The following is a 26,594-nucleotide window of genomic DNA, read 5'->3' as shown; positions in this document are numbered from 1 at the left end:
ACTTGGCGTGGAGACGTCACAGCCGGTGACGCCCGTGTCACAAGCTCTTGGGCCGGCTCTCCCGGGCCGTCACCCACGTGGCGAAGTCCTCGACATCGCCGATGAGCGCCTCGAACCGGAAGGAATGGAAGAGGTCGAAAGCGTGGTGGGCACCCGGTAGTTCGACGTACACGACCGGCGAGGCGGAGACCGATTCCAGAGCGGTGACAAGAGCCCTGGGGTTCTCCGTGTCCACCAGCTCGTCCAGGTCCCCGTGCGCGATGAGGAACGGTGGTGCGTCCGTCCGGACGAGATTCACCGGCGAGGTCGCCGGGTCGCCGTCGAAGTACTCCGCGAGAAAACCGTTGAGTACGACGGCGGTGGTCACGGAGGTGTCCGCCTCCTCGAATCCGGGCTGGTAGGCCGGTTCATTGGGGGTGAGTGCTGCGACCCTGGTCGTAGTGGCCCCCATGAAAGTGGATCAGTACGGAGCCTCCCTCGGGGGGTGAGCGGTGGTGGTAGACGTCGAGGAGGTTGCGACGGCCCTGCGTCCCCGTAGCTGAGGTTGCTCACCCGCCTGACGTCACGGCGACGGCGAAAGACGGGCCGGAGCAGGAGGCGTGCCAGCGGCGGTCGGCGGTGCGTCCCCGTCCCGACGCCGAGCGCGTCGTCCAAGGCGACACGCGCCACGGACGACGCCCGCATTCCGCGCAGGGTGACCACCACGAGCCCGGCAGCCGCGGCCCCTGCCACCCCGTTCGACACTCGACCTGACAAACCCCTGCGGTACCACGGTTGGAATGGCGCGGGAGGGTGAAATGCCCGCTGCGGAGGCGCACTTGAGACAGCAGGCCCGCGATCACGGCGTCGAGGTCATGCTCGATGTATTGGGCGAAGCGGTGTCCGTGGGTCACCGCCCGGCCGGGCGCGCGGTCGGTGCCGGGGCGGGTGCCGGTGCCGGGACCAGGACCGGTGCCGCCAGGCGGAAGCCCACGCCGATCGCTTCGAGGTCCTGCTCGTACGCGCCGTGCCGGCGGGCGCAGCGGGCCAGGTCCCGGTCGTGGCGGTACGCGCCGCCCCGGGTGACGTGGCGGTCGAACGCCCAGTCCTCGGTGAGCGGCACCTCGGCGGGCGCATCGGGGTAGGGGGCGTAGGGCGTGGAGGTCCACTCGTCGGCGTTGCCCGCCATGTCCAGCACACCGAACGGACTGGCCCCCTCGGGGAACGAACCGACGGGCGTCGTCGTACCGATGCCGAGGTCGACGAGGTTGGCCAGGCCGGTGCGGTATGCGTCGCCCCACGGGAACTCCCGTCCGTCGTCGCCCCGTGCGGCGCGCTCCCACTCGTCCTCCGTGGGCAGCCGTACGTCGAGGCCGAGCCGTTCACCGAGCCACCGGCAGTACGCGTTCGCCGCCTCCCAAGTCACCCCGACGACCGGGTGGTCCCCCGGCCCCCGGGGCGCCGGCCGGTCGGTGGCCGCCGCGAACCGGGCCCACTGGTCGACCGTGACCTGCGTACAGGCGATCCGGAAGGCCGGGACGTGCACCTCCGCGCGCGGCTCCTCCTTCAGGTACCACTTCGCCGGCACCCCGGTGTCCGCGTAGCGGCGGGCCACCGCCGCCAACTCCTCGGCCGGCGTGCCCCTGCGCAGCGTCCCGGCCGGGATGTCGACCCAGTCCACCTGCTCCACTCGCCCCACCCGCTTCTCCTGCGCCGTACATCCGCCTTCGTGATCACTTCGATGATCACTTCCGGCGATGCGGGCGGCATCGGCCGAAGGGCCCATCCCGGCAGGGACCTTGGGACCAGGGCCGGCCCCGGGTTCCCGTCGCTACCCTTGCCGCCATCCCGCGCAGGTGACGACCTCGAAGCCCCGGCTCGGGAACACGGCGTCCATGAAGAAGTCGTGCATCGACTGGTCGCCGTCGGCGCAACCGTCGCGCAGCACCGTGACGTTGTAGCCGCGGTCCGCCGCGTCGTAACACGTGGCCGCCACCATGGCGCTGGTCGCGACACCGGCGACGGCGAGGGTGGTGACGCCGCGGGCGCGGAGCACGAGGTCGAGGTCCGTGCCGGCGAACGCGCTGGCGCGGCGCTTCAGTACGACGACATCCTCGTCGGCGACCGGCAGCGCGAGCTCCGTACCGGCCGACCCTTCGTGGAAGGCGTCACCGGCTTCGAAGAAGGTCCTGAGCAACGCGTTGTCCGGGGGTACGTCGGCCCCGTTGCCCCGGAAGGCGAAGTGCACGAAGACCACGAGGGCGCCGGACTCGCGGGCGCGTGGCAGCAGTTGGGTGAGCGGTGACACGACGGCCCGGGTGAAGGGGTAGGTGCCGGTGATGCCTCGCTGGATGTCGCCGATGATCAATGCGGTGGTCATGGGCGGTCACTATAGGACGGTGTCTGCTTCAAGTTTCCGTTGCGGCACGGTAATTCAGGCCGTGCAAGCTCAGGTGAGCGCCCGGTGTCGCGCGCGCAGCACCAACAGCACGACGGCGACGACGGCGCCCGCCCCGCGCACCCGATGACCATGTCCTTCTCGACCGGCGACTCGCCGATGTGGGCGTCGCCGTGCCGCGACACCCAGACGCGTTCACCGGTGATGTCGCTCGTGCCCTCCCCCTCCTCGTCCCAGACGCCGTCCTCCGGGACGCCCTGGATGGCGCCGCGCATCGTACGGCCGCGCGGGTCCTTCCACGCGAAGTGGTCGAGGTCGTCGCCGTCGGTGACCGTCGCCCAGTACCCGGAGACGTAGGTGTGCGTGGCGAGGAGGGCGTGCCGCAGCGGCACCGCGAAGGCCGTCACGGCCACCAGCCACAGCACGACCGCCACCACCCTGCGGACCCCACGCCGCCCGTCGCTCACACCAACCCCCCGCCGCCCGGAATCCCCCGCCCGGCCGCCACCCTACGACGGGTCGGTCTGAGCGGTCGGCGCGGTCAGCCCGGCAGCCCCGCGAGCCACTCGGTCAGGAGCCGGTTGACCTCCTCGGGGCGTTCCTGCTGGACCCAGTGGCCGCAGCCGTCCAGGACGTGCGAGGAGCGCAGCCCTGGCAGGGTGTCCGGGAAGGCCTTGATCGCGTCGGCGAGCCAGATCGTGGAGGCGTCCAGGCCGCCGCCGACGAACAGGGACGGCTGGGTGACGGGGGCGCCCGCGTAACCAGGGGTGAGGTCCGCCCAATCGCGGTCCATGGCGCGGTAGCGGTTGAGCGCTCCGGTCAGGCCGGTCCGCTCGAACTCCCCGGCGTAGACGTCGAGATCGCGCTCGTCGAGCCAGCCGGGCAGCGGGCCCACGGGGAACCGGTCCCGCAGTCGGCCGCCTCGGCGCACGAAGTGCGGGTCCGGCGCGCCCGGTTCGGGCATGGTGTCCGCGGAGAGCGCGGCGTAGAAGCCGGCCAGCCAGCCCCGGACGTCGGGCTCGATCTCGGCCTCGGCGCGCCCCGGCTCCTGGAAGTACGAGACGTAGAACTCCTCTTCGCCGCCCATCCCCGCGAACACCTCCCCGGGGCGCGGGCCGCCCGGCGGCGTATAGGGAACGCTCAACATGCCCACCGCGCGGAAGACGTCCGGCCGTACGAGAGCGGAGTGCGCGGCGATGGTCGCGCCCCAGTCGTGGCCGACGATCACCGCGGTCTCGGCGCCGAGCGCGCGCACCACGGCGGCGTTGTCCTCGACGAGGTCGAGCATCCGGTACGCGTCCGCCCCCGCGGGCCGCGACGACCTGCCATAGCCGCGTACGTCGACGGCGACCGCGCGGTACCCCGCCGCCGCGAGCACCGGCAACTGGTGGCGCCAGGAGTACCAGGACTCGGGGAATCCGTGGACGAGGAGGACGAGTGGGCCCGCGCCCTGCTCCACCAGGTGGGTGCGGCCCGCGGGTGACGCGACGAGGCGGTGCGTGGCGCGGTCCCCGGCGGGCGGGGCCGGGGGCGGGGACTGCGGCAGGGGCGTGGACATGGACCCTCCTGGGGGTTCCGGCGAACGGCTCCGGCGAGCGGCCGCGACGAACGGGCTCCGGCGAGCGGTCGCGATCCGACCGCCGGTCGGGCACCCGCTCCGGCCACGATCATCCGGCGCGCGCCCGCGACGGGGCGACGTTCGTTGCCGATCCGGCAAACGCCGCGCGCCCTACGCCCCCCCGCTTCACACCCCCCACGCCTTAAGGAACGATCGAGTCCACGTACCCGCCGTCGACCCGCACCGCACCGCCCGTCGTGGCCGACGCCAGCGGTGAGCTGAGGTAGACGACCATGTTCGCGATCTCCTCGGGCTCGATGAGCCGCTGGATCAGGGACTGGGGGCGGTGCTTGGTCATGAACTCCCGCTGCGCCTCCTCCCAGGGCAGCGCGCGGTCGACCAGTTCGTAGACGAAGTCCTCCACGCCGCCGGTGTGCGTCGGGCCCGCGATCACGGAGTTGACGGTGACGCCCGTGCCCGCCGCCTCCTTCGCGAAGCCCCGCGCGACTGCGAGCAGCGCGGTCTTCGACATGCCGTAGTGGATCATCTCGGCGGGCGTGACGAGCGCCGAGTCGCTGGCGATGTTCTGGATCCGCCCCCAGGAGCGGTCCTTCATGCCGGGCAGGTAGTGGCGGATCATGCGCACCGCGGTCAGGACGTTGACCTCGAAGTAGCGCCGCCACTCGTCGTCGGTGATGTCGAGGGCGGGTTCCGCGCCGAAGACGCCGAGGTTGTTGACGAGGATGTCGGCCCGCGGCACGGCGTCGAAGACCTGCGCCGCTCCCTCGTCGGTCGCGATGTCCCCGGGCGCCGCGAGGAACTCGGCGCCGCCGCACTCGCTCCCCAGCCGGTCCACGGCGGCGTCCACGGATTCGCGGGACCGTCCGTTGACCGCCACCCGGGCGCCGGCCCTGGCCAGGCCCACGGCGATCGCCGCGCCGATGCCCTGGGTCGAACCCGTGACGAGCGCGGTCTTTCCGGAAAGGTCGACGAGCACGGTGCTTACCTCCTGCTGTATGGGCGACGTGTGGCCCCCCTGGAGTCAGGTCCGGTGTTCCGCGTACCTGACGTACCTCTTCTCCCCCTGTTACCTGTCCTCCCCATCCTTACCCCCTCCCCCGCCGCAACGCGTCGACGAGCACGCGCACGTGCCCGTGCGGCAGGTCCTTCGTCGCCGTGAGCAGGGTCAGCCGGCCCTCGCGCGCCAGGGCCCGCAGCCGGTCGACTGCCGCGGCCCGGTCCTCGTCGGTGAGCTCGTGGCGGTAGCGCTCGGCGAACTCCTCGTACCGTTCGGGGTCGTGGCCGTACCAGCGCCGCAGCTCGTCGGACGGGGCGAGTTCCTTGTCCCACGCGTCGAGCCGCGCCCGCTCCTTGGAGAGCCCTCGCGGCCACAGCCGGTCGACCAGGACGCGGGTGCCGTCGTCGGGCGACGCCTCGTCGTAGACGCGCTTGACCTGTACGTCGGTGGATCGACTCGGCGTCATCCTCTGCTCTCCGTTTCTCCGTCCGGCGGGGATCATCCCCAGGCTGCGGGCGGTGCCGCGCCGCTGCCAACGCCCGTACCCGTTCGGGCGAGCATCACGGGCCGCCGCCCGGCCGTCCTGATCAAGTGAGGCCATGACGGGACGCATCGGCAGCATCGACCGGCGGTGGTTCGAACGGGTGGCGTCGGCGCGGCTGCCGGGCGCCGAGCAGTTGCTGCCGCCGCTGAGTTCGGCGTCCGACCACGGGCGGCTCTGGCTCGGCACCGCGGGGGTCGTCGCGGCGCTCGGCGGCCCCGCGGCCCGGCGCGCCGCGCGGCGCGGGACGGGCGCGCTCGCGCTGGCCTCGCTGACCACGAACGTCCTGGCCAAGTACGCCGTGCGGCGGCACCGGCCCGGCCTGGACACGGTCCCCGTGGTGCGGCGCCTGGCCAAGGATCCGTGGACGTCGTCGTTCCCGTCCGGCCACTCCGCGTCGGCCGCCGCCTTCGCCGTCGGGGTGGCCCTTGAGGCGCCCCGGTACGGCGTGCTGGTCGCGCCGCTCGCCGCCGCCGTGGCCTTCTCGCGGGTGTACGTGGGCGTCCACTATCCCGGCGACGTGCTCGCGGGGTGCGCGCTCGGCGCGGCCGCCGCCGCGGTCACCTGCTACTGGTGGCCGCCGCGCCCCTCACCCGACCGGCTCCGGCGGACCAGGGTGACGGCGCCCGCGCTGCCGGACGGCGAAGGCCTGGTGGTGGTGCTCAACTCCGGTGCCGGCAAGGGCGTTCCGGGGCGGCTGCCCGCCCGCGAGCACCTGGAGCTGCTGCTGCCGAAGGCCGAGATCCTCGCCCGCGAACCGGGGGACGACCTCGACGCCGTCCTGGACGAGGCCGTGGCACGGGCGACCGCGTCGGGCGGCGTGCTCGGGGTCTGCGGCGGCGACGGCACGGTGAACGCGACCGCCCGCCGCGCGGCGTCGGCCGGGCTGCCGCTCGCGGTGTTCCCCGGCGGCACCCTCAACCACTTCGCCCTGGACGCCGGCACGCCCACCTTCGAGGACACCGCGCACGCCGTGCGGCGCGGCGAGGCCGTCTGCGTCGACCTGGGCCGGGTGCGGGACGGCGACGGCGCGGACGTCACCGGCTTCGTCAACACCTTCAGCATCGGGCTCTACCCGGATCTGGTGCGCAAGCGCGAGAAGCTGGAGGGGCGCATCGGCAAGTGGCCGGCGGCGGCCGTGTCGTTCGTGGAGGTGCTGCGGACGGCGACGCCGCTGCGGGTCCGGCTCGACGGCCGCGACCGCGTCCTGTGGCTGCTCTTCGCGGGCAACGGCCGGTACGTGCCGGACGGCCTCGCGCCCGCGCACCGGCCACACATGGACGACGGGCTCCTCGACGTGCGTACGGTCGACGCGGAGGCGACGCTGGCCCGTACCCGCGTCGCCCTCTCCGCGTTGGGCGGCGCGCTGCGGCGCTCCCGGGTCTTTCGCGCCGAGCGGGTCGAGGAGGTGCGGCTCGGCGGCCTGGAGGACGTGGCGTCCCTCGCGTATGACGGAGAGACCGCGCCCGCCCCGGACGCCCTGGTCCTGGACAAGCGGAACGCCGCGCTGACGGTCTACAGCCCCGCGGCGCCGCTGGACGAGATCGCGCAGCGGGCCCGCACCATGACCCTGGCGGCGAACCGCGGGCCGCGCGGCGGGCACGCCTGACGGCTGGGCGTGGCAGTGAAATCCGCCCCGAGCCGGCTCCGCCTCAGCGCCGTCAGCTCATCGACGAGTGCGGTGAACGGCACGTCCGGCTCGTGGCAGAGTCAGCGTCGCAACGGCGGCGGCCAGTAGCCCTGCCGCGGCGAGCAGCACGCTCCAGCGCATCCCCGCAAGGAACGTGTCCGCGCCGGCCAGCAGCGCTCCGAAGGCGGCCACGGCAATGGCCCCGCCCACCTGGCGTGCGGTGTTGAGTACGGCCCCGGCGGTGCCCGCGCGGTCGGCGGGTACGGCGTCGAGGAGCATCGCGGTCAACGCGGGTACCGCGAGTGCGCCGCCGAGCCCGACCGGCACCATCAGCGCCGCCACGCTCCACACGGGGGTGTGCGTGCCCACGGTGAGCAGGGACAACAGGCCCGCCGCGCCGACCAGTTGCCCGACGATCATCGGGACGCGTGGTCCGTACCGGGCGGCGAGGCGTGCGGAGGCCAGGTTCACCACGGCGACCAGGGCCGTCATCGGGATGAACATCAGACCCGCGTACAGCGCCGTATGGCCGCGTTCCTGCTGGAGGTAGAGGCTGAAGTCGAATACCCCTCCGTAGTAGGCGGCATTGAGCATGAAGCCCACCACCAACGACACCGCCACCACGCGCGTCCGGAACAGCGGCAGCGGCAGCATCGGGTGCGTGCCCCGTGCCTGCGCCACGACGAAACCCACGGCCGCGGCCGCGGCCACGGCAAGGGAGGCGACCACCCCTGGATGTCCGAAGCCCTCGGCTCCTCCCTCGATCACCCCGTACGTGAGCCCGCCCATGGCCAGGACCGCGGTCACCTGTCCGGGCCAGTCGAGTCGCGCCGGCAGCCGCCGGGACGCGGGGACACGGGCCAGGAGAGCCAGCGCCAGCAGGGCGGCCGGCAGGTTGACATAGAAGATCCACCGCCAGCCGGCCCACGCGGTGAGGGTCCCGCCCACCACCGGCCCGGCAGCGACGGCGACCGCGCCGCCGACCGTCCAGAGCGCGATCGCGCGCGCTCGTTCGGCCTGCTCGGGGAAGCCCTGCCGGACCAGGGCCAGCGAGGCCGGCATCATCACCGCGGCCGCCGCACCCTGCACCAGCCGGGCCGCGACGAGCACCGCGAGTCCGGGCGCCAGCCCGCACGCGGCCGAGGCCACCGCGAAGAGCACCAGACCGCCGCCGAAAGCCCGCTTCGCGCCGATGCGGTCGGACAGCGCGCCCGCGGAGAGCATCAGGGCGGCGAACATCAGTGTGTAGCCGTCCACCACCCACTGCAGGCCGGACATGCCGGTACCGAGGCCGCGCCCGATGTCGGGCAGGGCGACCGTGACGATCAGGGCGTCCAGGGAGATCAGGAAGAAGCCCAGCAGCGCGGCGCCCAGCACGGCGCGAGGCGCGCCGCGCGGTGTGACCGGTGGTGACGCGATGCTGTTGGCCGTGGGGTCGGCCGTCATCGGCAGGCCACCTGCGCGGGCAGCGCCTGGTTGCCGTCACCCCAGGTCGCGGTCATGACCACGGTGTCGATCAGCCGACCGTCGCCGCGGTCGGACATCCGCTCCTTCACGGACGTCCAGGCACCCGCGACCGGTACGCCTGCCACTGCGGCAGCCGCATCGGCGTCGGGCAGGTGAAGATCACCGGCGAGCTTGCCCTCGGGGCCGACGACGTTCACCTGTTCACGTATGGGCACGTGCAACTCCTCAGGAAAGGGGGGAGGGTGACGCCCCATACGCTCGCACCTGGCCCCCCTGCGGAACAACGCCGAATGGGTAAAAGGATGTTGAGCGGGTCTAGACCTTAGGGGCGGAGGCGAGGGGGTGGTCCGGGCGAGGGCGCGGAGCCCAGCTGACGGGTTGTCCGTGCGCCACGTCAGCGCGGGGCGACAGCGGCGCCTCCGCCCGCCGGCACGAGCAGGAGCGCTCCCTGCCGTCCGCCCGCGGGTGGCCCGGGGCCTTGCGCCCGAGGTGCGCCGTTCCGTTCAATGCGGCGTATGGCAGCCCGTCGCACGACCTCGCACAGCACGTCGCCGCAGCAAGAGGGCGGTGCGGCCGAGGAGTTGCCGCCCACCGCCTGGGCGGTGCTCGGGCTGCTCTCCTTCCCCGGGGAGCGGACCGGCTACGAACTCAAGAAATGGGCCGACGCCTCGCTCCGCTTCTTCTACTGGTCGCCCGCCATCAGTCAGATCTACGCGGAGCTGCGCCGCCTCGAAGCGCTCGGTTACGCGACCTCGCGGCGCTCGGGGCCCGAGGAGCCCCGCGCCAAGCGGTCGTACGCCATCACCGAGGAGGGCAGGGCCGCGCTCGCGGCGTGGGCGGGCGGCGGCCGGGACGCCGGGCCTCCCGTCCTGAAGCACCCGTTGCTGCTGCGGGTCTGGCTCGGGCATCTGACGGCGCCGGACCATCTCCGGGCCCTGGTCGCGGAGCACATCGCGCAGATGGAGCGTGAACTGGCGGAGGTGCGGGAGGCGCTCGCGCGGGCCACGGGGACCGAGGCGTGGTCCCACCCTCAGGTCGCCCTGCGCTGGAGCGAGCGGCGCCTGGTGGCGGAGGTGGAGCTGGCGGAGGCGATGCTGGGTGACCTCGCGGTGCCGGGGGCGCCGGGCACGTCGGGCACGTCGGGGGCGTCGGGGGCTTCCGCGAGTCCGGCACAGGGTGCGTCCGGGGCTTCCCCGGCGCCGGCACAGGGTGCACCCGAGAGTTCCCCGGATCCGGCGCCCGCCGCGCTCCCCGTACCCCACCAGCCCCAGCCACCCCGCACACCCCAACCGCCCCAACCACCCCACCCCCCGCGTCAACCCTCCGAGGACGCGCCCACGCGCGGGTGAAGCGGCTCGCCCCGGTGGCTCCCCGAGCGGTAGGACGGGCGGGGTCAGCCGTCCCCGCCATCCGGAGCAGCGCACCCGTGAGCACCCGCGCCGTCCTTGTCGCCGCCCTGATCACCGGGCTCCTGCTCGGCATCGCCGGAACCAGGGCAGAGGGTTCCGGTCACCCTCGTCCGCACGGTTCCCTCACCGTCCCCGGCCATTAGGCTGCGACATTGCCGCGCGGCTCCATCCGTCCTCGTCGCGCGGTCGCCGAGCCTCCGTCGACGGAAGCGAGTGGATCTTGAACTTCCTCACCATCGGTCATCGCGGGGTCATGGGTGTCGAGCCCGAGAACACCCTGCGTTCCTTCGTCGCCGCACAAGCGGCGGGCCTCGATCTCATCGAGCTGGATCTGCATCTGAGCAAGGACGGCGCCCTGGTCGTCATGCACGACGCCGACGTGGCCCGTACGACCGACGGCAAGGGACCGATCGCCGAGAAGACCCTCTCCGAACTGCGCGAGCTCGACGCGGGCCGCGGCGAGCGGGTGCCCACCTTCGAAGAGGTCCTGGACGCCGTGAAGGCGCCGCTGCAGGCGGAGATCAAGGACGTCGCGGCCGCCCGCGCCCTCGCCGAGGTCATGCTCCGCCGCGACCTGGTCGCCCGCGTCGAGGTGCTGTCCTTCCACGACGAGGCGGTCGCGGAGATCGCGCGCCTGGTCCCGGGGGTGCGCACCGCGCTCGTCGCCAGCCGCTACGGCACCGACGTGGTGGACCGCGCCACCGCCGTCGGCGCGACCACGCTGGTCCTCAACATCCGGCGGCTGACGCTGGAGATCGTCGAGCGGGCCAGGAAGGCCGACCTGCGGATCATCGGCTGGGTCGTGAACACCCAGGACGATCTGCGGCTGGTGCGGGCGCTGCAGCTGGACGGCGCGACCACCGACTATCCCGAGATCAAGCGCACGGGCCGCTTCACGGCCTGACCACCGGTGTCAGACGAGCTCCTTGACCAGGAGTTCGAACTCCAGGTCGTCGCGCTGCGGGATGCCGAAGCGCTCGTCGCCGTACGGGAAGGGCGTCGTCTTTCCCGTACGGCGGTAGCCGCGGCGCTCGTACCAGGCGATGAGGTCCTCGCGGGCGTTGATCACGGTCATGTGCATCTCGCGGACGTCCCAGGTCGCGCGGGCGGTGCGCTCGGCCTCGGCGATGATCTCCTTGCCGAGCCCCGCACCCTGCAGCACCGGGCTCACCGCGAACATCCCGAAGTAGGCGTGGTCGCCGCGGTGTTCGAGCTGGCAGCAGGCGACGAGCGCGCCGTCCCGCTCGACGGCGAGGAGACGGCTCTCGGCCTTCTCGATGACCGCGGCGACGCCCTGCGGGTCGGTCCGCTGCCCTTCGAGGATGTCCGCCTCGGTGGTCCACCCCGCCCGGCTCGAGTCCCCCCGGTACGCCGACTCGATCAGCGCGACGAGCGCGTCGACGTCGGCGGCGGTGGCGTCCCGGTAGGTGAGCTCGCCGGGGGTGGGGCGCAGGGCGGTGTCCATGGTGCTGACTCTCCGATGCTCGGCACGGTGTGGCTGAGCCGAGCCTAACCTTTCGCCCGCAGCCGCTAGGGTGCGGCCGCATGGTGCATGTACTGAGCAGCAGGACCCTGGTACGCCCCAACGATCCGGAGCGCTCCCGCGCCTTCTACGGAGAGGCGCTCGGTCTCGCCGTCTACCGCGAGTTCGGCACGGGCCCCGAGCGCGGCACGGTCTACTTCCTCGGCGGCGGTTTCCTGGAGGTCTCCGGCCGCTCCGAGGAGCCTCCCGCGCCGGGGCTGCGGCTCTGGCTCCAGGTGGCGGACGTCCGGGCGGCGCACGAGGAGCTGGTCCGCGCCGGCGTCGAGGTGCTGCGGCCGCCGGAGCGTGAGCCGTGGGGGCTCGTGGAGATGTGGATCTCCGATCCGGACGGGATCAGGATCGTCCTCGTCGAGGTCCCGCAGGACCATCCGATCCGCTTCCGTCCCGGGACCTGAGGGGCGGTGACACGGGAAGGGCGTGAGTGCACCTCCTCGCGGCACCCCACGCACACCTCACACCCTGTGAAGCTCACGCCCTGTGAAGCACGTCACACGAGCAATCCATCCGGGATGCAGGGGTACAAGGCCACGGGTACGGTCCGCAGAAGATCAAATACAGCTTTGACCGACCTGACGGCCCTGAAGTCGATCTCCCCACAGCTCAGGAGAGACATCACATGGCAGCTCCCCGGATCCTCATCGTCGGCGGCGGTTTCGCCGGCATGGAGTGCGCTCACAAGCTGGAGAAGAAGCTCTCGCCCCACGAGGCGGAGCTGCGGCTGATCAGCCCACAGGACCACCAGCTGTATCTGCCCCTGCTGCCGCACGTCGCGTCCGGAGTGCTCACGCCACAGTCGGTGGCCGTGCCGCTGCGCCGGATGCTGCGCCGCACCAGGATCGTGCCGGGCGGCGCCGTCGGCATCGATCCGAAGGCCAAGGCCGTGGTCGTACGGAAGATCAACGGCGAGGAGGTCGTGGAGCGCTACGACTACCTGGTCCTGACACCCGGCAGCGTCACCCGGCAGTTCGACATCCCCGGCGTCGCCGAGCACGCGGTGGGCGTCAAGACGCTCGCGGAGGCCGCCTGGATCCGCGACCACGTCATCTCCCAGCTGGACCTGGCCGCGGCGAGCTCCAGCCGCGAGGAACGGGAGCAGCGACTGCAGTTCGTGGTGGTCGGCGGCGGTTACGCGGGCGTGGAGACGGCCGCGTACCTGCAGCGCCTGACGTGCGCGGCGGTCAAGCGCTATCCGGGCCTGGACGTCTCGCAGATCAAGTGGCACGTGGTCGACGTCGCCCCGAAGCTGATGCCGGAGCTCGGCGAACGGCTCGGCGAGAAGGCGATGGAGATCATGCAGCGCCGCGGGGTGCACGTCTCGCTCGGGGTGTCCGTCGCCAAGGCGACCGAGGACACCGTCACCCTCACCGACGACCGGGTCCTGCCGTGCCGCACGCTGATCTGGACGGCGGGCGTCGCGCCGAGTCCGCTCATCGCGACGCTGGACGCCGAGACGAACAAGGGCCGGCTCGTCGTCCGGCCCGACCTGACGGTGCCCGGGGTCGACGGCGTCTTCGCGCTCGGCGACGCGGCGGCCGTGCCGGACCTCGCCAAGGGCGGCGACGCGATCTGCCCGCCCACCGCGCAGCACGCGATGCGCCAGGGCTGGGCGGCGGCGAAGAACGTCCTGGCCGCGCTGCGCGGCTTCCCCCTCACCGACTACCGGCACAAGGACATGGGTCTGGTCGTCGACCTTGGCGGGATCCAGGCCGTGTCGAAGCCGCTGGGCGTGCAGCTGACCGGGCTGCCCGCCCAGGTCGTGGCGCGCGGCTACCACCTCGGCGCCCTGCGCACGGTCACCGCACGCTTCCGCACGGCCGCCAACTGGGGCCTCAACGCGCTCGCCGGCGACGACTACGTACGGACCGGCTTCCAGGCCCAGCGTCCGGCCACGCTCAAGGACTTCGAGAAGACCGACGCGTACCTGACGCAGGAGCAGATCGACGAACGGATCGCCGCCTCGGTGTGACGTGTGATGACGGACGAGGGCCCGGGCGGACTACGCTCGGGCCCTCACCCGTGGGATACGGGCCCATCGACCGCGGGCCGTGCGGGTCAGCTCTGCTGGAACGTCGTGCGCAGGCGGTAGCGCTCGCCGCTGTACTCGACGGTCGAGAGCAGGAGGGGCCGCTGTTCGCGGGTGTAGATCGTCTGGTCGAGGGCGAGCACGGGTGAGCCGGTCGGGATCCGCAGATGACCGGCGAGCGCGGGGTCGGCGTTGCGGGCCTCGATGGTCACTTCGGATCGGTCCAACTCGACGCCCCGGGAGCGGAGTTCCTCGAAGAGGGAGGCGGAGGCGAAGTCGGCGTCCTCGATGCCGGGCGCGAACCGGGTGACGAGGAGCGTGCGGTCGACGGCGACGCGGACGTCGTCGAGGAGCCGGACGCGGTCGAGCCGCAGCAGCGCGGTGCCCGCCGGCACGTCGAGCCGGTCGGCGTCGTCGAGGGAGGCCACGGCCGCCTCCTGGCGCAGCACGAGGGAGCCCGGTGTCATGTGCTTGCGGCGGGCGGTCGCGGTGAACGACTCCAGGTCGTTGGGCCACTCCCGGGCGGGGACGGGCTCGGCGACGAACCAGCCGCGCCCGTGCGAGGCGGTGAGCAGCCCCTGCTCGACGAGGTGCAGCAGGGACTTGCGCAGGGTGACGCGGGAGATGTCGAAGCGGGCGCAGAGGTCCCGTTCGGAGGGCAGCCGGGCTCCGGGGCCCAGTCCGCGCCGGTCGATCTCCTCGCGGATCAGGTCGGCCGCCTGCGACCACAGGGGCTGAGCACCACTGGCGCGCTGGGGCGCCCGGCCCGACGGGGCCTGCTCCGGCATGCGTGAACCTCCAGGTCAGCGAGGGGCAACAATACCACTGCCTACCACCTGGGACCGGCCCTGGATCCCGGCTCGGAAAGGGCCTAGGACCCGAACCCGGCCCGCACAAGACCCCAATCCTCGACCAAGCGAATACCACTATTGACCAGTTGCAGACCACTGCTTACCTTGTGAGGGCAGCGCGAGTGCCGCGAGTGCACCGACGCGACCCAGCACGACGGAGGAACACGGATGAGTACGGCGACCGCGAAGAAGCGAGCCGGCAGCGGAGTCATGGCGGTCATGCAGCGCATCGGGCGCAGTCTGATGCTGCCCGTGGCCGTGCTGCCCGCCGCCGCCGTCCTGCTGCGCCTCGGCAAGGACGACCTCCTCGGCCGCGAGGCGTTCCCCGAGGTCATCCGGAAGTTCGGCATGATCCTGTCCTCCGGCGGCCAGGCGGTCTTCGACAATCTGCCGCTGCTCTTCGCGATAGGCGTGGCCATCGGCTTCGCCAAGAAGGCGGACGGCTCGACGGCCCTCGCCGCCGCCGTCGGCTACATCGTCTTCAAGAACGTCCTGGCCAGCCCGGCCTTCCCGCACGGCGTCGACGGCAAGCCGCTGGACGCCAAGGTGCTCGGCGGCATCGTGATGGGCCTGGTCTGCGCCCTGCTCTACCAGCGGTTCAGCCGCACCAAGCTGCCCGAGTGGCTGGGCTTCTTCGGCGGCCGCCGACTGGTGCCCATCCTCAGCGCCTTCGCAGGCGTCGTCATCGGCACGGCCTTCGGTCTCATCTGGCCGACCGTCGGCAGCTGGTTCTTCCACTTCGGCGAGTGGCTCGTGGGCACAGGCGCCTGGGGCGCGGGCCTGTTCGGCCTGGTCATCCGCGCGCTGATCCCGGTCGGGATGCACCACTTCTTCTCGTTCTTCCCGTGGTTCGAGGCCGGCAGCTTCACCGACCCGCAGACGGGCGCCCAGGCGCACGGCGACATCGCCCGCTTCCTCGCCGGCGACCCGAGCGCGGGTCAGTTCATGACCGGCGGCTTCCCCATCTACATGTTCGCGCTGCCCGCCGCGGCCCTCGCGATGGCGCACACCGCACGCCCGGAGAACCGCAAGGTCGTCAAGGGCATGATGATCTCGGTCGCGCTGACCTCCTTCGTCACGGGTGTGACCGAGCCGCTCGAATTCAGCTTCATGTTCGTGGCGCCCGTCCTCTACGCGATCCACGCGGTGCTCTTCGGCGTCTCGATGGCCGTCTGCTACGCGCTCGGGATCCGGGACGGCTTCGGCTTCTCGTCCGGCGCGATCGACTACGTCCTCAACTACGGCATCGCCACGAAGCCATGGCTGCTCATCCCCATCGGCCTGGTCTTCGCCGCGCTCTACTACGTGCTCTTCCGGTTCGCCATCGTCAGGTTCGACCTGCCCACACCGGGCCGGGAGCGGATCGAGGACCCGGCCGACGAGCCCACTCCGGTCGCCGGCGACCCCGCCGCACCGAGCCCCGAGCCGGCCGGCACCGCCCCGGCCGCCCCGGACTCCCCCACGCCGCCCAAGGCCTAAGGCCCGACGACCCACCTCCGACCCGAGCGGCAGCCCCGAAAGGAACCACCCCCATGTCCGGATCCCGCATCACCTTCCAGGCCGGCCAGGACGCCCAGCCCGAGGCCCTGGAGCGGATCGCCGCCCACCTGCGCACCCAGCTCGGCGCCGCCTCCCTGGCCGGCCTGCGCTCGGTCCGGCGCCCGCTGTTCACCGGCATCGGCGCCTCGTACGCGGCGCTCGCCGTGCCGGTCGCGGTGCTCCGCGCCCACGGCGTGGCCGCCCAGCGCGCCCAGTCCGACGAGGTCGAGACCGGGCTGACCGGCTTCGACACGGATCTGCTGCTCGGCGTCTCGCAGGGCGGCCGCAGCTCCGAGACGCTCGCCGCGTTCAAGGCGGCCGGCGAGGCGTCGACCCTCGCGGTCCTGAACGTCACCCCGTCCCCGCTCGGCGACCTCGCCGAGCTCCGCGTCGACCTGGGCAACGAGCCCGACTCGTACGCCTCCACCGTCGGCTTCACCGGCACGGTGGTCGCCCTCGACCTGCTCGCGGGGGCCATCGCGGGCCGCGGCGAGGACCCCTGGCACGGCATCGCCGCGCAGCTGAGGACGGTCCGCGAACGGGCCGCCGAGGCGATTGCCCCGGTGAGCACCCGGGCCGGCGGCTGCGTCGCCGCCGACTGCGTCGCGAGCGGCGCCTCGCGCGCCGCCGCGGAGGAGACGGCCCTGCTGCTGCGCGAGGTGCCGCGGATGCCCGCCGCCGCCTCGACGACCCGCACCTATCTGCACGGCGAGATGGAGTCGGCGGGCAACACCCTCCACGTCGTCCTCGGCGACGGCCGCGAGGTCGACCTGGCCCGCTCGCTGTCCGGGGCCGGTCACCTCACGCTCCTGGTCACCGCCGAGGAGGTGCCCGCCACCGACGACCTCGCGGTGGTCCGCCTCCCCCGGACCGCCCCGGCCCCGCGCGTCGTCCTCGAGACGGTGGTGGCCCAGGAACTGGTCCGCGCGCTGAGCGCCGAACGCGGCGTCCCCATCGAGGCGTTCGTGTTCGCCAACGACGACACCAAGGAGGGCGGCGTCGACCCCGGCGACTTCGCCATCGGCTCACCGGAACTGACCCACGCCTGACCTGTCACTCCCGGTGGGGCCGCTCCTTCGCGCTGCCTCGCCGGGCCTCTAACTGGTCCAACGGCACCTCAGCCCCGCCGTACCCCCATGCGCCCCTCCAGCTGCGCCAGCAACTCTCCGAGGAGGCCGCTCAGTTGGCCCTGTCCCGCGCCGTCGAGGACCGACAGTACGACGGTCTCGTAGGCGAGTTGTTCCGGCAGGATCGCGTCGACCAGGTCGCGGCCCGCGTCGGTCAGGCCGACGTGGGCGACCCTGCGGTCCCGCGCGTCGGCGCGCCGCTCGACCAGTTCCCGCTCCTGGAGCGCCTTGAGCCGCTTGGTGACCGCGGCCCCGGACGAGAAGGTCTCGCGGGCCAGCTCCCCGGGGGTCAGTTCGTGGCCGGTGCGGCGCAACGCGCCGAGCAGGTCGAACTCGGCGCGCGTGAGACCCGCCCGGCGCAGCGGCGCGTCCTCGGCCTGCTGGAGGAGGGCCGCGCAGCGGTTGATGCGGCCGATCACCTCCATGGGCCCGGTGTCGATGTCGGGCCGCACCGTCTGCCACTGCCGCACCACCGCGGCCACGGTGTCCCCACCGGCTCCGACCACCGGGCCGTTCTCCGTCGTCATGCTCGTGCGCCCTCCCAGGCGTCGGCGGCCCGCGCGCGTGGCCGCGTCCCCTGACCGTTCTCTCCGCCTCGACCGTTCGGCCTGCGGACCGTCGCCGCGAGCGTACGGTGTCCGGCGCGTTCGGCGGCGAGCACCCGCTGTTCGGGCAGGGCGCGCTGCCACCACTCTCCGGCGGCCGCGTCGGCGGCGGCGCGCAGCTCGACGAGGGCCGCGGTGAGGCGGCGGCGCGCGGGGTCGACCCCGCCGGCCCCGGCGAGGCCCGCCTCGGCCTGCTCCCTGGCCCGGTCGGTGGCCTCGATGGCGTGCTCGATCTGGTCGACGGCGCGCCGGTTGGTCACCAGGACGGCGGCCACGACGCCGAGCACCGCGCCGACCAGGGTGTCCACGACGCGGTCGAGGATCAGCTCGCCGGGCTGCTGGAACCGCGCGAACTCGGTGACGAGCAGCGCCATCGGCGTCACGCACACGGTGCCGAGCCAGTAGTTGCGGGTGATCAGGGCCTCCGCACCGAAGGCGAGAGCCAGGCAGCACACGATGAGCTCGGCGTGGCCGAGGTGCGCGAACGGCGCGATCGCGGCGAAGGCGAGCACCCCGATCAGATTGCCGACCACCCGCTGCACGCCCCGGTTCCAGGTCAGCGTGACGTTGGCCTGATAGAGCGAGGCCGCCGTGACCAGGGCCCAGTAGGGGCGGCCCACACCGAGGGCGAGCGAGCCGTACCCGGCGAGGGCGCAGCCGACCGCCGTGCGCAGCGCGATGGGCAGCAGCGGGGAGCCGGGCGCGAGCCGCCGCCACAGCGGCACCTTCGGCCCGGCCAACTCCTCCGCCACGCCGAGGAGTTCGTCCTCCTCGCCGGGGCGTACGTCACGCGGACGCGGCACGGCGCTCGTGCCGCGCAGCCCGGCCGCCCAGGCGCGCAGCGCCTCGCCGTCCGCCGTTCCGGGCGAGGCGATGGCCTCCTCGGCGCGGACGACGAGCCGGGCCAGGGCGCGCCGGGCCGCGGTGGTGAGGGCGCCGGTGGCGAGCAGCGACTGCCAGGCGGCGTGCACGGCCCCGGCCGCGGCGGCACGGGCCTGCTCGGCGCGGACCGCGGTGGGATCAGCGTGTTGCGGCGCCTCCGCGCGCGCCACGTCCACGTACGCCGCTGCGGCCCGCAGCGCGCGTGCCGTGGCCCGGCGCTCGGGTCCGTGCGGGCGCACCAGGGCGGGTGCCATGCCGACCAGCCAGGCGACGGCGCCGCCCGCGAGGGTCAGGGCGAGGTGGCCCGGGATCTGGCCGGGCGTCTGGGGCGCGAAGAGGGTCGCGGTGCTGATGAAAGTGAAGATCAGATGGCCGGGCGGGCCGACGCGCGTGGCGTCGCAGAGCGTCTTCTGCGCGGCGGCGAGCAGCGCGCCGACCGCGACGAGGACCGCGGCGGAGCCCGTCAGCGACGCGGTGACCAGGGCCACGGCGAGGCTCGCGGTCATGCCCGCGACGACCAGCGCGAGGGTCCGGGCGCGCGCGGCGTAGGGGAGGTTGTGGGCGTACAGGGCGCAGAACGAACCGGCCATCGTGTACATCACCAGGTCGAGCCGGCCGAGGGCGAGCAGCGTGAGGTTCGGTACGGCATTGGCCACGACCACGCTGCTCGCGGGCTTGAACCAGATGTCGGACGGCTTGCCCGGGCGCAGCACACCGGCGAGCGGGAGGCGGCGGACGCGGGCGGAGCCGGGGGGCGGGGGCCCACTGCTGTCGTCACGGGTGGCACTGCTCGTACTGCTCATACTGCTCATACCCAAAAGGTTAGCAAGTGTTTTACTCGAAAAATATCGAGGGACGACCAAAGCGCCCGTCGAGGACCCGGAACCGCCCCCACGGCGCCGCCCGCTCCCCCGTGCTCCCCTTGCACCCCCGTGCGCTCGCGTACGGCCGCACGCGCCTGGGCATCGAAGCGACGACACCGTCGACAGGGGGAGGGTGCGGTGCACGGACCGGCACAGGCCGCCTGGCTGCTCGTCGCGCTGTGCGCGGCGACCGGGGCCTACTGTCTGCTGCGGATGCGCAGCCGGATCGAGGAACAGCGCCGCACGGCCGGCGGCGAGGCGCTCATGGGGTTCGGGATGGCGGTGATGGCCGTGCCCGCGGCCGTGCTCGCGCCGCCGCGCTGGGCGTGGCTGGCCTATGCCGTCGTGTTCGGCGCGGCCGTGCTGCACACCGGGTGGGCGGCCCGCGCCGACCGCCACCACCTCCACCATCTGGTCGGCGCGTTCGCCATGGCCTACATGTCGGTGGCGATGGCCGCCGCGCCGGGGGCGCACGCGGGCCATGTGGGTCACGCCGGTCACGCGGACGCCGGCGTCCCGGTCCTCACCGGCGCGCTGCTGCTCTACTTCGCCGCGTACGTCCTGTGGTCGGGCGCCCGGCTCGCCCCTCGGGCGGTCGCCTCCGCGGCGGGCGGCGGCGCCGTCCTGGGGTGGGCGGACCGCTCCGAGGTGGCGCTGGCGTGCCGGCTGTCGATGGGGATCGGGATGGTGGCGATGCTGCTGACGCTGTAGCGGGCGTCACGAGGAGAGTCGACACGCGTCACAAGAGCGCACCTCAGTGACCGACCAGCGCCGTCAGCGACGTGAGGGCGTCGACCTGCCAGTCGGCCGTGTCGACGACGGCGGGGTCGCTCGCCCAGTAGTGCCCCCACGGCCCGCGCCGGATGTGCGCGGTCCGCAGCCCCGCCCGGGTGGCGGGGAAGATGTCGTGGGCGGGGTGGTCGCCGACGTACAGCGTCTCCCTCGGTCCGGCCTGGGCCACTTCGAGCACCCGGGCGAAGAACGCCGGGTCCGGCTTGGCCACGCCCCAGTCGCCGGACGTCACGACGAGGTCGGCGGGCAGGTCGAGGTCGCGCAGCAGTTCCCCGGCGCGTGCCGACGCGTTGCCGGCGACGACGACGCGGACGCCGAGCTTCTGGAGACCGCCGAGTGCGGGGCGCACGTCCTGGTAGAGGTCGGCCTCGGCCAGGTGCTCGCCCCGGCCCGCCGTCTCGCGTGCGTGGTACGCGGACGCGATGTCCATGTCCGGGCTGACGAGCCGCAGTGCGTCGTCGCCGTCCCCGCCCTGCGCGACGACGGCTCCGACGAGCGACGAGAGGGTGTGGCGCGGCACCTGCAGCCAGTCCGCCCATGCTGCCCAGTAGCGGTCGTCTTTGGTGAGGGTCTCCCCCACGTCGAACACGATGGTCTCGATCACCGTCAGCACATTACGGCGTCGCACCCCCTCACCAGGCGTCGCCACTCGTACGTGCGGTACACCCGTGTCGACCGTGGCGTGCGTCACTTGGAGCGGGAGGTCATACCCTCCGGTAGCCCAACCCTCATAGGCTGGGCCGCATGATGGTCCCCGTCGCACTGTTGCTGCTGGGCGCCCTGACCGCTGTCGTGGCCCCCCGGATGCTCGCGCGGGCCGACTGGCCGGAGCGCGAACCCGTGGTCGCGCTGTGGGCCTGGCAGTGCGTGGTGGCGGGTGTCCTGCTCTGCTGCGCGCTCTCCATGACTCTGAGCGCCGCCGCCGCGTGGCAGGCCGTGCGCGGCCATGTCTTCGCGCCCGCGCCGCACGCCGTGGTCGAGGCGTACGCCCTGCAGGCGCCCGGCCCTTGGGCCGCGGCGACCGCCGTGATCCTGGCCTGCGGCGGCGTGTGGACGGCGGTCATGCTGACCCGCGAGATCATGCGGGCGCGTTCCCGGCGGGCCGAGCGGCGGGCCGAACTCCTCGTGCGTTCCCCGCTGTTGCCCGGCGAGGAGCCCGGCAGCAACCCCCTCGTCCTGCTGGAGGGCGAGCGCCCGGACGCCTGGTGGTTGCCGGGCCAGGCACCCCAACTGGTCATCACCACCGCCGCGTTGCGTCGCCTGAAGGGCCGTCAGCTCGATGCGGTGCTCGCGCACGAGCAAGGCCACGCACAGGCCAGGCACGACTGGTTGCTGCACTGCTCGGGCGCGCTGGCCGTCGGCTTTCCGCAGGTACGGGTGTTCGCGGCGTTCCGCGACGAGATGCACCGGCTCGTGGAGCTCGCCGCCGACGACGTCGCGTCGCGCCGCTTCGGGCGCCTCACGATCGCCCTCGCCCTGGTGGAACTCAACGAGGACCGCGGCGTCTTCGGCCCCTGCCCGGCCCCGCTGGCGCACGTGCCGCAGCGGGTGCACCGGCTGCTCTCCGCCCGCCCCCGGCTGACCGCGGGCCGCCGGCTGCGGCTGACGGCGACGGCGGCGCTCGTGCCGGTGATCCCCGTCCTGGTCACCTTCGTGCCGGGTCTGCGCGCGCTGGGTTAGCCTCGGGTACGCGCCACGCCCCGGCCCCCGGGATGGCCGCCGCCCCGATTCCGTCGGCGAGGATCACTCCATGCACCCCCCGTCCACCGACACCCCGACCCGACCGACCGGCTCCCGGGCCGCCCGCACCGCGGTGGCCCTCTGCGTCCCTTCGCTCCTGCTGCTCCTCCTGGTCGCGCTGGAGTGGCATCCGCTGCTCTCGCTCGACGGCGACATCGCGCGGACCACGCACCGCTGGGCGGTCGACGACCCCACCACCACCCGCGTCAGCCGCATCCTCACCGACTGGGTGTGGGACCCCTGGGCGATGCGCGCACTCGTCGCGGTGGCGGTCGTCTGGCTGGCGCTGCGCGGCGCGTGGTGGCTCGCGCTCTGGATCACCGGCGCCTGCGCCGCGGGTTCGGTGCTCCAGCAGGGGCTCAAGGCAGCGGTGGACCGGCCTCGGCCGTCCTGGCCGGACCCGGTCGACTCGGCGCACTTCGCGGCGTTCCCCTCGGGGCACTCGATGACGGCGATGGTGGTGTGCGGTCTCCTGCTGTGGCTGCTGCGCACGCACGGCGTGGGCCCCGTCCTGTGGCGCACCGCCCTGACCCTCGCCGTGATCTCGGTCGCCGGGGTCGGCCTGACCCGGATCTGGCTGGGCGTGCACTGGCCGTCGGACGTGCTCGGCGGGTGGCTGCTCGGCGCGTTGACGGTGGCGGTGGCCGTCGCCACGTACACGTACGGCCCCGGCAGGGGCGCCACATACGGTCCCGGCAGGCGCGTCACGGACGGCACATGACCGTCCGGCGGCCGGCCCATCCGCTGCGGAGGTCTCGATGACGATCAAGGGCGTGCTCTTCGACTTCTCCGGGACGCTGTTCCGGATCGAATCGGCCGGGGCCTGGCTGCGGGCCGTGCTCACCGAGCTCCAAGTGCCGCTCCCCGAGGCCGAGTCGGCGCGGGCCGCAGCCGCGCTGGAGCGGGCGGGCGCGCTGCCCGGCGGGGCCCACCCCGCCGCCGTGCCCGCGCACCTCGCCGAGGCGTGGGCCACCCGCGACCGCAGCGCCGCGCTGCACCGGGCGCCGTTCACCGGCCTGGCCCGCCAGGTGCCGCTGCCCGACCCCCGGCTGTACGACGCCCTGTACGCGCGCCACATGACCCCGTCCGCGTGGCGGCCCTACGCCGACGCCGCCGAGGTGCTCGGCGCGCTGCGCGAACGCGGCGTCGGGGTCGCGGTGGTCAGCAACATCGGATGGGATCTGCGGCCCGTCTTCCGCGCCCATGGGCTCGACCGGTACGTCGACGCCTACGTCCTCTCGTACGAACACGGCGTCCAGAAGCCCGACCCGGGGCTCTTCGCGGCGGCCTGCGACGCGCTCGGCGTCGATCCGCGGGAGGCGCTGATGGTCGGCGACGACCGGCGGGCCGACGCCGGCGCGGCACGCCTCGGCTGCGCGGTGCACTTCGTCGACCATCTGCCGGTGACGCGGCGCCCGGCCGCCCTGCGCCGGGTGCTCGACCTCGTCGGATGAGCCCGACGAGGGGGCCCGTGACGCGCACGACCCTACGAACACACCGGCCTGTGGGCAGGCAACACTCCCCCGCGGTGCTGCCTGCCCCAGACCGACGCGACCCGCGCGGAATCCCACTGGAGACTCCGCCCCGGTCGTCACTGAGTATATTGGCTCAGAGCCAGTCAACGCAGGAGTTACAGAATGTCCCCGCGTAGCCCATCGGTCAATGAGGAATTGCGCAGACGTTCCCGGGAGCGTCTGCTGCAGGCGACGGTGGAGCTGGTCGGCGAGCACGGCTACGAGGCCACCACGCTCGGCCACATCGCGGACCGGGCGGGCGCCGCCCGCGGTCTGGTGTCGTACTACTTCCCCGGCAAGCGGCAGTTGCTGCAGTCCGCGGTGCACCGGCTCATGCACCGCACGCTGGAGGCGGCGCTGGAGCGGGAGCCGCGCACGGACGACGGCCATGAGCGGCTGGCCCGGGCCGTCGACGCGATCCTGGGCCTGGCCTGCGACGAGCCGCTGCTCATGCGGACCCACATGGCGGGCATCCTGCAGGCCGAGGGCTTCGTGCAGTGCCCCGAGCAGCAGCGTCTCGCGGAGCTGCTGCGCGACACCGTCGTGCGGTTCGGTTCACCGGACGCCGACGAGGACTATCCGCTGCTGCGCGCCCTGCTGATGGGCGCGGTCTTCGCGCTGCTCATCCCGGGGGCGCCGATGCCCCTGGTGCGGCTGCGCGCCGAGCTGTTCCAGCGGTACGGACTCGACTGGGAGCTCGGTGTCCCGCCGGGCGGCGCACCGCCCGACGGGCCTTCTCCGAAGGGTCTGCCCTAGTCGAAGTAGTCCGGCTGCGTCTGCACGTTGAGCTCGCGCATCCGGACCCGCTGGGCGGGGTCGGTCCGCTTGTCGTTGATCTTCAGGACGTCGAGGCCCTTCTGGATGTCGTTCGAGTAGACGCGGCCGTTGTAGTAGTACGCGGACCACGAGCCGCCCGTGGTGATCGTGTCGGTGGTGAGCGGACCCCGCTCGAAGTAGCCGATCTCCTTGGGCTTCCTGGAGTCGGTGAAGTCCCAGACGGAGACGCCGCCCTGGTACCAGGCCTGCACCATGAGGTCCTTGCCCCTGACCGGGATCAGCGAGCCGTTGTGGGCCACGCAGTTCTCGGTATCCGCCTGGTGGCGCGGGATCTTGAAGTAGCTCCGGAAGACCAGCTTGCGCTTGTCGCCCTTGCCCTTGATGTCGTAGATGCCGTTGGCGCCGCGGTCGGGGCCGGTGGCCGCGTTGCAGGTGGCCGCGGAGCCGCCGCCGAGTTCGTCGGTGAAGACGACCTTGTCGGCCTTCTGATTGAAGGTCGCCGAGTGCCAGAACGCGAAGTTGGCGTTGTCCTGCACCTGGTCGATGACCCGCGGGTTCTCCGGGTCCTTGATGGAGAAGAGGATGCCGTCGCCCATGCAGGCACCCGCCGCGAGATCCTCGGACGGCAGCACGGTGATGTCGTGGCAGCCGGTGGTCTTGGAGACGCCCGGGTTGGTGGGGCCACCGGGGTTGCCGCCGCCGTCGGGGCCCTCACCGGGGAAGAGCACGGGGAAGTTCACGACCGCGGCCTTCTGCGGGGCCTTGCGCGGCACCTTGATGACGGAGATCCCGTCGTGCGGCGGCCGGCAGTCCGGGAACGTCGCGTTCGGGGAGTACGAGGAGACGTAGATGTAGACGTTGCGCTTCTGCGGCACCAGCGTGTGCGTGTGCGAGCCGCAGGCGGTCTCGACGGCCGAGACGTACCGGGGGTTCGCCTTGTCGCTGATGTCGAAGATCTTCATGCCCTCCCAGGAGGACTTCTCCGTGGCGGGCTGCGTGGTGCTGTTGCAGGAGTTGTCGCTGCGCGAGGAGTCGGTGGAGAGGAAGAGCAGGTTCCCGGCGACGGAGACGTCGTTCTGCGAGCCGGGGCACAGGACCTGGGAGACCGTCCTGGGCGCCTTGGGGTTGCTGATGTCGTAGATGCGGAAGCCGTCGTAGTTGCCGGCGAAGGCGTACTTCCCCTGGAACGCGATGTCGGTGTTCAGGCCGGGCAGCGCGTCCTTGGGGATGTTGGCCAGGTGCTCGATGTTGCCCGAGTGGACGATCTCGTCCGGCGCCGGTATCTCGCCGCGCCGGATGGCCTTCTTCGTCCCGTCGGCATCGCTCTTGGAGACGCTCTTCGGGGCGGCGGGAGAGTCGCCGGGGTCGGGGGTGGCTCCCGCGGGCGCCGCGGTGAGCAGCGCGGCCAGCAGGCCGGCCGCCGCCGCGCCGACTCCCAGGCGTCTGCGCCGCGTTCGGGGGTTGTTCAACAGGGTCACTGCGTCCTCCCTTGTCGCCGTTCGCAGTCGAACGGTTCACGGACACCCGCAGTATCGTGCTCATCATGCACAGATCAACAGAAGGAAACGGACTCGTGACGAGAGTTTCCGGTCGTTCACGCGCGGCAACGTGCTCATACGGACCCCAAGTCGCCTGTGTGTCACCGGAGGTCGCTGTGCTCAGTCGTCGTACGTCCGCCGTCGGCGCGCTCCTCACGGCAGCCGTTCTCGTCCTCGCGGGATGCGACGCGGACGCGGGCGGCAAGGACGGACCGGAGGCCAAGCGGCAGGCGGCGCCCGGGCCTTCGGTGATCGTGCCGGGCAAGCCGGGCGAGACCGCGGCGACGATGTCCGCGAAGGACGCCGCGGAGAAGCGGTCCGAGGACGACTCCCCCAACGCGGCCGACTTCACCTACACGCAGATGATGATCGTGCACCACGGCCAGGCGCTGAAGATGACCGGACTCGCTCCGGAGCGCGCCGGGTCGAACCGCGTCAAACGCCTTGCGTCACGCATCAGTTCAGCGCAGCGTCCGGAGATCGGGGCGATGAAGGGCTGGCTCAAGAACCACGGCGGCCCGCGCGAACACGTCGGCCACGACCACGGGACGATGCCGGGGATGGCGAGCGAGGCGCAGCTGAAGCAGTTGCGCGCCGCCCGGGGCAAGGCGTTCGACGAACTCTTCCTGAAGCTGATGATCACGCACCACAGCGGGGCGCTCACCATGGCCACGGACGTGCTCTCGGACGGCAACAACATCCAGGTCGAGGAGATGGCGAACGACGTGGTGGCGCAGCAGTCGAGCGAGATCAGCCGGATGCGGGACATGGAGTGACGGCGTGCGGCGCCGCGGGACAGC

At 72.8% G+C, this 26,594-nt stretch carries 29 protein-coding genes; 14 read left to right on the top strand and 15 right to left on the bottom strand.

From position 1 onward, the window contains the following. Positions 1-37: 37 nt before the first annotated feature. From ACZ6CV_RS27275 to ACZ6CV_RS27245, 7 genes are all read right to left on the bottom strand, one after another. Positions 38-367 carry an alpha/beta hydrolase family protein gene (locus tag ACZ6CV_RS27275; protein WP_469253285.1) on the bottom strand — a complete coding sequence of 110 codons (330 nt, stop codon included), beginning with the start codon at positions 365-367 and terminating at the stop codon, positions 38-40. A 522-nt stretch (positions 368-889) separates the two neighbouring features. Beyond that, on the bottom strand, positions 890-1,678 hold the full coding sequence (locus tag ACZ6CV_RS27270; protein ID WP_469253284.1) for a formylglycine-generating enzyme family protein: 789 nt from the start codon (positions 1,676-1,678) through the stop codon (positions 890-892). Between the two features lie 132 nt (positions 1,679-1,810). Beyond that, positions 1,811-2,359, bottom strand: coding sequence for a cysteine hydrolase family protein (locus ACZ6CV_RS27265; RefSeq protein ID WP_469253283.1), 549 nt, complete (start codon positions 2,357-2,359; stop codon positions 1,811-1,813). Continuing rightward, positions 2,356-2,844, bottom strand: coding sequence for a hypothetical protein (locus ACZ6CV_RS27260; protein WP_469253282.1), 489 nt, complete (start codon positions 2,842-2,844; stop codon positions 2,356-2,358). Before ACZ6CV_RS27260 ends, ACZ6CV_RS27265 begins: the two co-directional genes overlap by 4 nt. Positions 2,845-2,918: 74 nt before the next feature. Continuing rightward, on the bottom strand, positions 2,919-3,935 hold the full coding sequence (locus ACZ6CV_RS27255; RefSeq protein WP_469253281.1) for an alpha/beta fold hydrolase: 1,017 nt from the start codon (positions 3,933-3,935) through the stop codon (positions 2,919-2,921). 202 nt (positions 3,936-4,137) lie between these two features. Further along, positions 4,138-4,932, bottom strand: coding sequence for an SDR family NAD(P)-dependent oxidoreductase (locus tag ACZ6CV_RS27250; RefSeq protein WP_469253280.1), 795 nt, complete (start codon positions 4,930-4,932; stop codon positions 4,138-4,140). Between the two features lie 109 nt (positions 4,933-5,041). Further along, the gene (locus ACZ6CV_RS27245; RefSeq protein WP_469253279.1) at positions 5,042-5,419 is read right to left on the bottom strand and encodes a DUF488 domain-containing protein; all 378 of its coding nucleotides are present in this window, start codon (positions 5,417-5,419) and stop codon (positions 5,042-5,044) included. A 133-nt stretch (positions 5,420-5,552) separates the two neighbouring features. Between ACZ6CV_RS27245 and ACZ6CV_RS27240 the strand changes: the two genes are divergently transcribed. After that, the gene (locus ACZ6CV_RS27240) at positions 5,553-7,103 is read left to right on the top strand and encodes a phosphatase PAP2 family protein (RefSeq protein ID WP_469253278.1); all 1,551 of its coding nucleotides are present in this window, start codon (positions 5,553-5,555) and stop codon (positions 7,101-7,103) included. 57 nt (positions 7,104-7,160) lie between these two features. On the opposite strand, the gene ACZ6CV_RS27235 is transcribed toward ACZ6CV_RS27240, so the two are convergent. After that, a complete protein-coding gene (locus ACZ6CV_RS27235; protein ID WP_469253277.1) occupies positions 7,161-8,570 on the bottom strand; it encodes an MFS transporter in 1,410 nt (469 codons plus the stop codon). Further along, positions 8,567-8,806 (bottom strand): hypothetical protein, encoded by a 240-nt coding sequence (locus ACZ6CV_RS27230; RefSeq protein WP_469253276.1) that lies wholly within the window; start codon positions 8,804-8,806, stop codon positions 8,567-8,569. The genes ACZ6CV_RS27235 and ACZ6CV_RS27230 overlap by 4 nt, the downstream gene beginning before the upstream one ends. Positions 8,807-9,106: 300 nt before the next feature. Between ACZ6CV_RS27230 and ACZ6CV_RS27225 the strand changes: the two genes are divergently transcribed. From ACZ6CV_RS27225 to ACZ6CV_RS27215, 3 genes are all read left to right on the top strand, one after another. Further along, positions 9,107-9,940 carry a helix-turn-helix transcriptional regulator gene (locus ACZ6CV_RS27225; protein ID WP_469253275.1) on the top strand — a complete coding sequence of 278 codons (834 nt, stop codon included), beginning with the start codon at positions 9,107-9,109 and terminating at the stop codon, positions 9,938-9,940. A 77-nt stretch (positions 9,941-10,017) separates the two neighbouring features. Further along, positions 10,018-10,143 carry a hypothetical protein gene (locus ACZ6CV_RS27220; RefSeq protein ID WP_355813138.1) on the top strand — a complete coding sequence of 42 codons (126 nt, stop codon included), beginning with the start codon at positions 10,018-10,020 and terminating at the stop codon, positions 10,141-10,143. A 77-nt stretch (positions 10,144-10,220) separates the two neighbouring features. After that, positions 10,221-10,904 carry a glycerophosphodiester phosphodiesterase gene (locus tag ACZ6CV_RS27215; RefSeq protein ID WP_469253274.1) on the top strand — a complete coding sequence of 228 codons (684 nt, stop codon included), beginning with the start codon at positions 10,221-10,223 and terminating at the stop codon, positions 10,902-10,904. Positions 10,905-10,913: 9 nt separating this feature from the next. Here ACZ6CV_RS27215 and ACZ6CV_RS27210 read toward each other — a convergent pair whose 3' ends face one another. After that, positions 10,914-11,465 (bottom strand): GNAT family N-acetyltransferase, encoded by a 552-nt coding sequence (locus tag ACZ6CV_RS27210; RefSeq protein ID WP_469253273.1) that lies wholly within the window; start codon positions 11,463-11,465, stop codon positions 10,914-10,916. An 80-nt stretch (positions 11,466-11,545) separates the two neighbouring features. Between ACZ6CV_RS27210 and ACZ6CV_RS27205 the strand changes: the two genes are divergently transcribed. Together ACZ6CV_RS27205 and ACZ6CV_RS27200 are read left to right on the top strand one after the other, a co-directional pair. Next, positions 11,546-11,938, top strand: a complete 393-nt coding sequence (locus tag ACZ6CV_RS27205) for a VOC family protein (RefSeq protein ID WP_469253272.1) — start codon at positions 11,546-11,548, stop codon at positions 11,936-11,938. Between the two features lie 221 nt (positions 11,939-12,159). Continuing rightward, a complete protein-coding gene (locus ACZ6CV_RS27200; RefSeq protein WP_469253271.1) occupies positions 12,160-13,509 on the top strand; it encodes an NAD(P)/FAD-dependent oxidoreductase in 1,350 nt (449 codons plus the stop codon). Positions 13,510-13,595: 86 nt separating this feature from the next. Here ACZ6CV_RS27200 and ACZ6CV_RS27195 read toward each other — a convergent pair whose 3' ends face one another. Next, the gene (locus ACZ6CV_RS27195; RefSeq protein WP_355813152.1) at positions 13,596-14,354 is read right to left on the bottom strand and encodes a GntR family transcriptional regulator; all 759 of its coding nucleotides are present in this window, start codon (positions 14,352-14,354) and stop codon (positions 13,596-13,598) included. Positions 14,355-14,585: 231 nt separating this feature from the next. Between ACZ6CV_RS27195 and ACZ6CV_RS27190 the strand changes: the two genes are divergently transcribed. Together ACZ6CV_RS27190 and ACZ6CV_RS27185 are read left to right on the top strand one after the other, a co-directional pair. Continuing rightward, on the top strand, positions 14,586-15,896 hold the full coding sequence (locus tag ACZ6CV_RS27190; protein ID WP_469253270.1) for a PTS transporter subunit EIIC: 1,311 nt from the start codon (positions 14,586-14,588) through the stop codon (positions 15,894-15,896). 53 nt (positions 15,897-15,949) lie between these two features. Further along, positions 15,950-17,005 carry an SIS domain-containing protein gene (locus tag ACZ6CV_RS27185; protein WP_469253269.1) on the top strand — a complete coding sequence of 352 codons (1,056 nt, stop codon included), beginning with the start codon at positions 15,950-15,952 and terminating at the stop codon, positions 17,003-17,005. 68 nt (positions 17,006-17,073) lie between these two features. Here the strand turns inward: ACZ6CV_RS27185 and ACZ6CV_RS27180 are convergent, their stop codons facing one another. Further along, positions 17,074-17,610: a MarR family winged helix-turn-helix transcriptional regulator gene (locus tag ACZ6CV_RS27180; protein ID WP_362370159.1), complete on the bottom strand. Its 537-nt coding sequence runs from the start codon at positions 17,608-17,610 to the stop codon at positions 17,074-17,076. Continuing rightward, a complete protein-coding gene (locus ACZ6CV_RS27175) occupies positions 17,607-19,373 on the bottom strand; it encodes an FUSC family protein (RefSeq protein WP_469253546.1) in 1,767 nt (588 codons plus the stop codon). The genes ACZ6CV_RS27180 and ACZ6CV_RS27175 overlap by 4 nt, the downstream gene beginning before the upstream one ends. Positions 19,374-19,571: 198 nt before the next feature. Between ACZ6CV_RS27175 and ACZ6CV_RS27170 the strand changes: the two genes are divergently transcribed. Further along, complete coding sequence (locus ACZ6CV_RS27170; RefSeq protein WP_469253268.1) at positions 19,572-20,144, top strand: DUF5134 domain-containing protein; 573 nt, start codon at positions 19,572-19,574, stop codon at positions 20,142-20,144. Positions 20,145-20,187: 43 nt separating this feature from the next. On the opposite strand, the gene ACZ6CV_RS27165 is transcribed toward ACZ6CV_RS27170, so the two are convergent. Next, positions 20,188-20,826 carry an HAD family hydrolase gene (locus tag ACZ6CV_RS27165; protein WP_469253545.1) on the bottom strand — a complete coding sequence of 213 codons (639 nt, stop codon included), beginning with the start codon at positions 20,824-20,826 and terminating at the stop codon, positions 20,188-20,190. A gap of 143 nt (positions 20,827-20,969) precedes the next feature. On the opposite strand from ACZ6CV_RS27165, the gene ACZ6CV_RS27160 reads away from it, so the two are divergent. The 4 genes from ACZ6CV_RS27160 (at position 20,970) to ACZ6CV_RS27145 (ending at position 24,235) form a co-directional block, all read left to right on the top strand. Then, positions 20,970-21,905: a M56 family metallopeptidase gene (locus ACZ6CV_RS27160; protein ID WP_362370168.1), complete on the top strand. Its 936-nt coding sequence runs from the start codon at positions 20,970-20,972 to the stop codon at positions 21,903-21,905. 70 nt (positions 21,906-21,975) lie between these two features. Then, entirely contained in the window at positions 21,976-22,686 is a 711-nt protein-coding gene (locus ACZ6CV_RS27155) for a phosphatase PAP2 family protein (RefSeq protein ID WP_469253267.1), read from the top strand. A gap of 37 nt (positions 22,687-22,723) precedes the next feature. Then, the gene (locus tag ACZ6CV_RS27150) at positions 22,724-23,419 is read left to right on the top strand and encodes an HAD family hydrolase (protein WP_469253266.1); all 696 of its coding nucleotides are present in this window, start codon (positions 22,724-22,726) and stop codon (positions 23,417-23,419) included. 183 nt (positions 23,420-23,602) lie between these two features. Then, positions 23,603-24,235 (top strand): TetR/AcrR family transcriptional regulator, encoded by a 633-nt coding sequence (locus tag ACZ6CV_RS27145; protein ID WP_469253265.1) that lies wholly within the window; start codon positions 23,603-23,605, stop codon positions 24,233-24,235. Here the strand turns inward: ACZ6CV_RS27145 and ACZ6CV_RS27140 are convergent. Then, positions 24,232-25,734, bottom strand: a complete 1,503-nt coding sequence (locus ACZ6CV_RS27140) for an LVIVD repeat-containing protein (protein ID WP_469253264.1) — start codon at positions 25,732-25,734, stop codon at positions 24,232-24,234. The genes ACZ6CV_RS27145 and ACZ6CV_RS27140 overlap by 4 nt on opposite strands. A 176-nt stretch (positions 25,735-25,910) precedes the next feature. Between ACZ6CV_RS27140 and ACZ6CV_RS27135 the strand changes: the two genes are divergently transcribed. Next, positions 25,911-26,570, top strand: a complete 660-nt coding sequence (locus ACZ6CV_RS27135) for a DUF305 domain-containing protein (RefSeq protein ID WP_469253263.1) — start codon at positions 25,911-25,913, stop codon at positions 26,568-26,570. Positions 26,571-26,594 lie beyond the last annotated feature (24 nt).

It is taken from the genome of Streptomyces sp. NPDC041713, from assembly GCF_055591085.1.
The sequence above is the reverse complement of the archived record's forward strand: the minus strand, read 5'-3'. Positions and strand labels throughout refer to the sequence as shown.

Coding starts and splice junctions, on each gene's coding strand:
- ACZ6CV_RS27265 (WP_469253283.1), bottom strand. CDS start 2,359: ATGACCACCGCATTGATCATCGGCGACATCCAGCGAGGCATCACCGGC.
- ACZ6CV_RS27255 (WP_469253281.1), bottom strand. CDS start 3,935: ATGTCCACGCCCCTGCCGCAGTCCCCGCCCCCGGCCCCGCCCGCCGGG.
- ACZ6CV_RS27245 (WP_469253279.1), bottom strand. CDS start 5,419: ATGACGCCGAGTCGATCCACCGACGTACAGGTCAAGCGCGTCTACGAC.
- ACZ6CV_RS27240 (WP_469253278.1), top strand. CDS start 5,553: ATGACGGGACGCATCGGCAGCATCGACCGGCGGTGGTTCGAACGGGTG.
- ACZ6CV_RS27235 (WP_469253277.1), bottom strand. CDS start 8,570: ATGACGGCCGACCCCACGGCCAACAGCATCGCGTCACCACCGGTCACA.
- ACZ6CV_RS27225 (WP_469253275.1), top strand. CDS start 9,107: ATGGCAGCCCGTCGCACGACCTCGCACAGCACGTCGCCGCAGCAAGAG.
- ACZ6CV_RS27210 (WP_469253273.1), bottom strand. CDS start 11,465: ATGGACACCGCCCTGCGCCCCACCCCCGGCGAGCTCACCTACCGGGAC.
- ACZ6CV_RS27205 (WP_469253272.1), top strand. CDS start 11,546: ATGGTGCATGTACTGAGCAGCAGGACCCTGGTACGCCCCAACGATCCG.
- ACZ6CV_RS27200 (WP_469253271.1), top strand. CDS start 12,160: ATGGCAGCTCCCCGGATCCTCATCGTCGGCGGCGGTTTCGCCGGCATG.
- ACZ6CV_RS27195 (WP_355813152.1), bottom strand. CDS start 14,354: ATGCCGGAGCAGGCCCCGTCGGGCCGGGCGCCCCAGCGCGCCAGTGGT.
- ACZ6CV_RS27190 (WP_469253270.1), top strand. CDS start 14,586: ATGAGTACGGCGACCGCGAAGAAGCGAGCCGGCAGCGGAGTCATGGCG.
- ACZ6CV_RS27185 (WP_469253269.1), top strand. CDS start 15,950: ATGTCCGGATCCCGCATCACCTTCCAGGCCGGCCAGGACGCCCAGCCC.
- ACZ6CV_RS27180 (WP_362370159.1), bottom strand. CDS start 17,610: ATGACGACGGAGAACGGCCCGGTGGTCGGAGCCGGTGGGGACACCGTG.
- ACZ6CV_RS27175 (WP_469253546.1), bottom strand. CDS start 19,373: ATGAGCAGTACGAGCAGTGCCACCCGTGACGACAGCAGTGGGCCCCCG.
- ACZ6CV_RS27160 (WP_362370168.1), top strand. CDS start 20,970: ATGATGGTCCCCGTCGCACTGTTGCTGCTGGGCGCCCTGACCGCTGTC.
- ACZ6CV_RS27155 (WP_469253267.1), top strand. CDS start 21,976: ATGCACCCCCCGTCCACCGACACCCCGACCCGACCGACCGGCTCCCGG.
- ACZ6CV_RS27150 (WP_469253266.1), top strand. CDS start 22,724: ATGACGATCAAGGGCGTGCTCTTCGACTTCTCCGGGACGCTGTTCCGG.
- ACZ6CV_RS27145 (WP_469253265.1), top strand. CDS start 23,603: ATGTCCCCGCGTAGCCCATCGGTCAATGAGGAATTGCGCAGACGTTCC.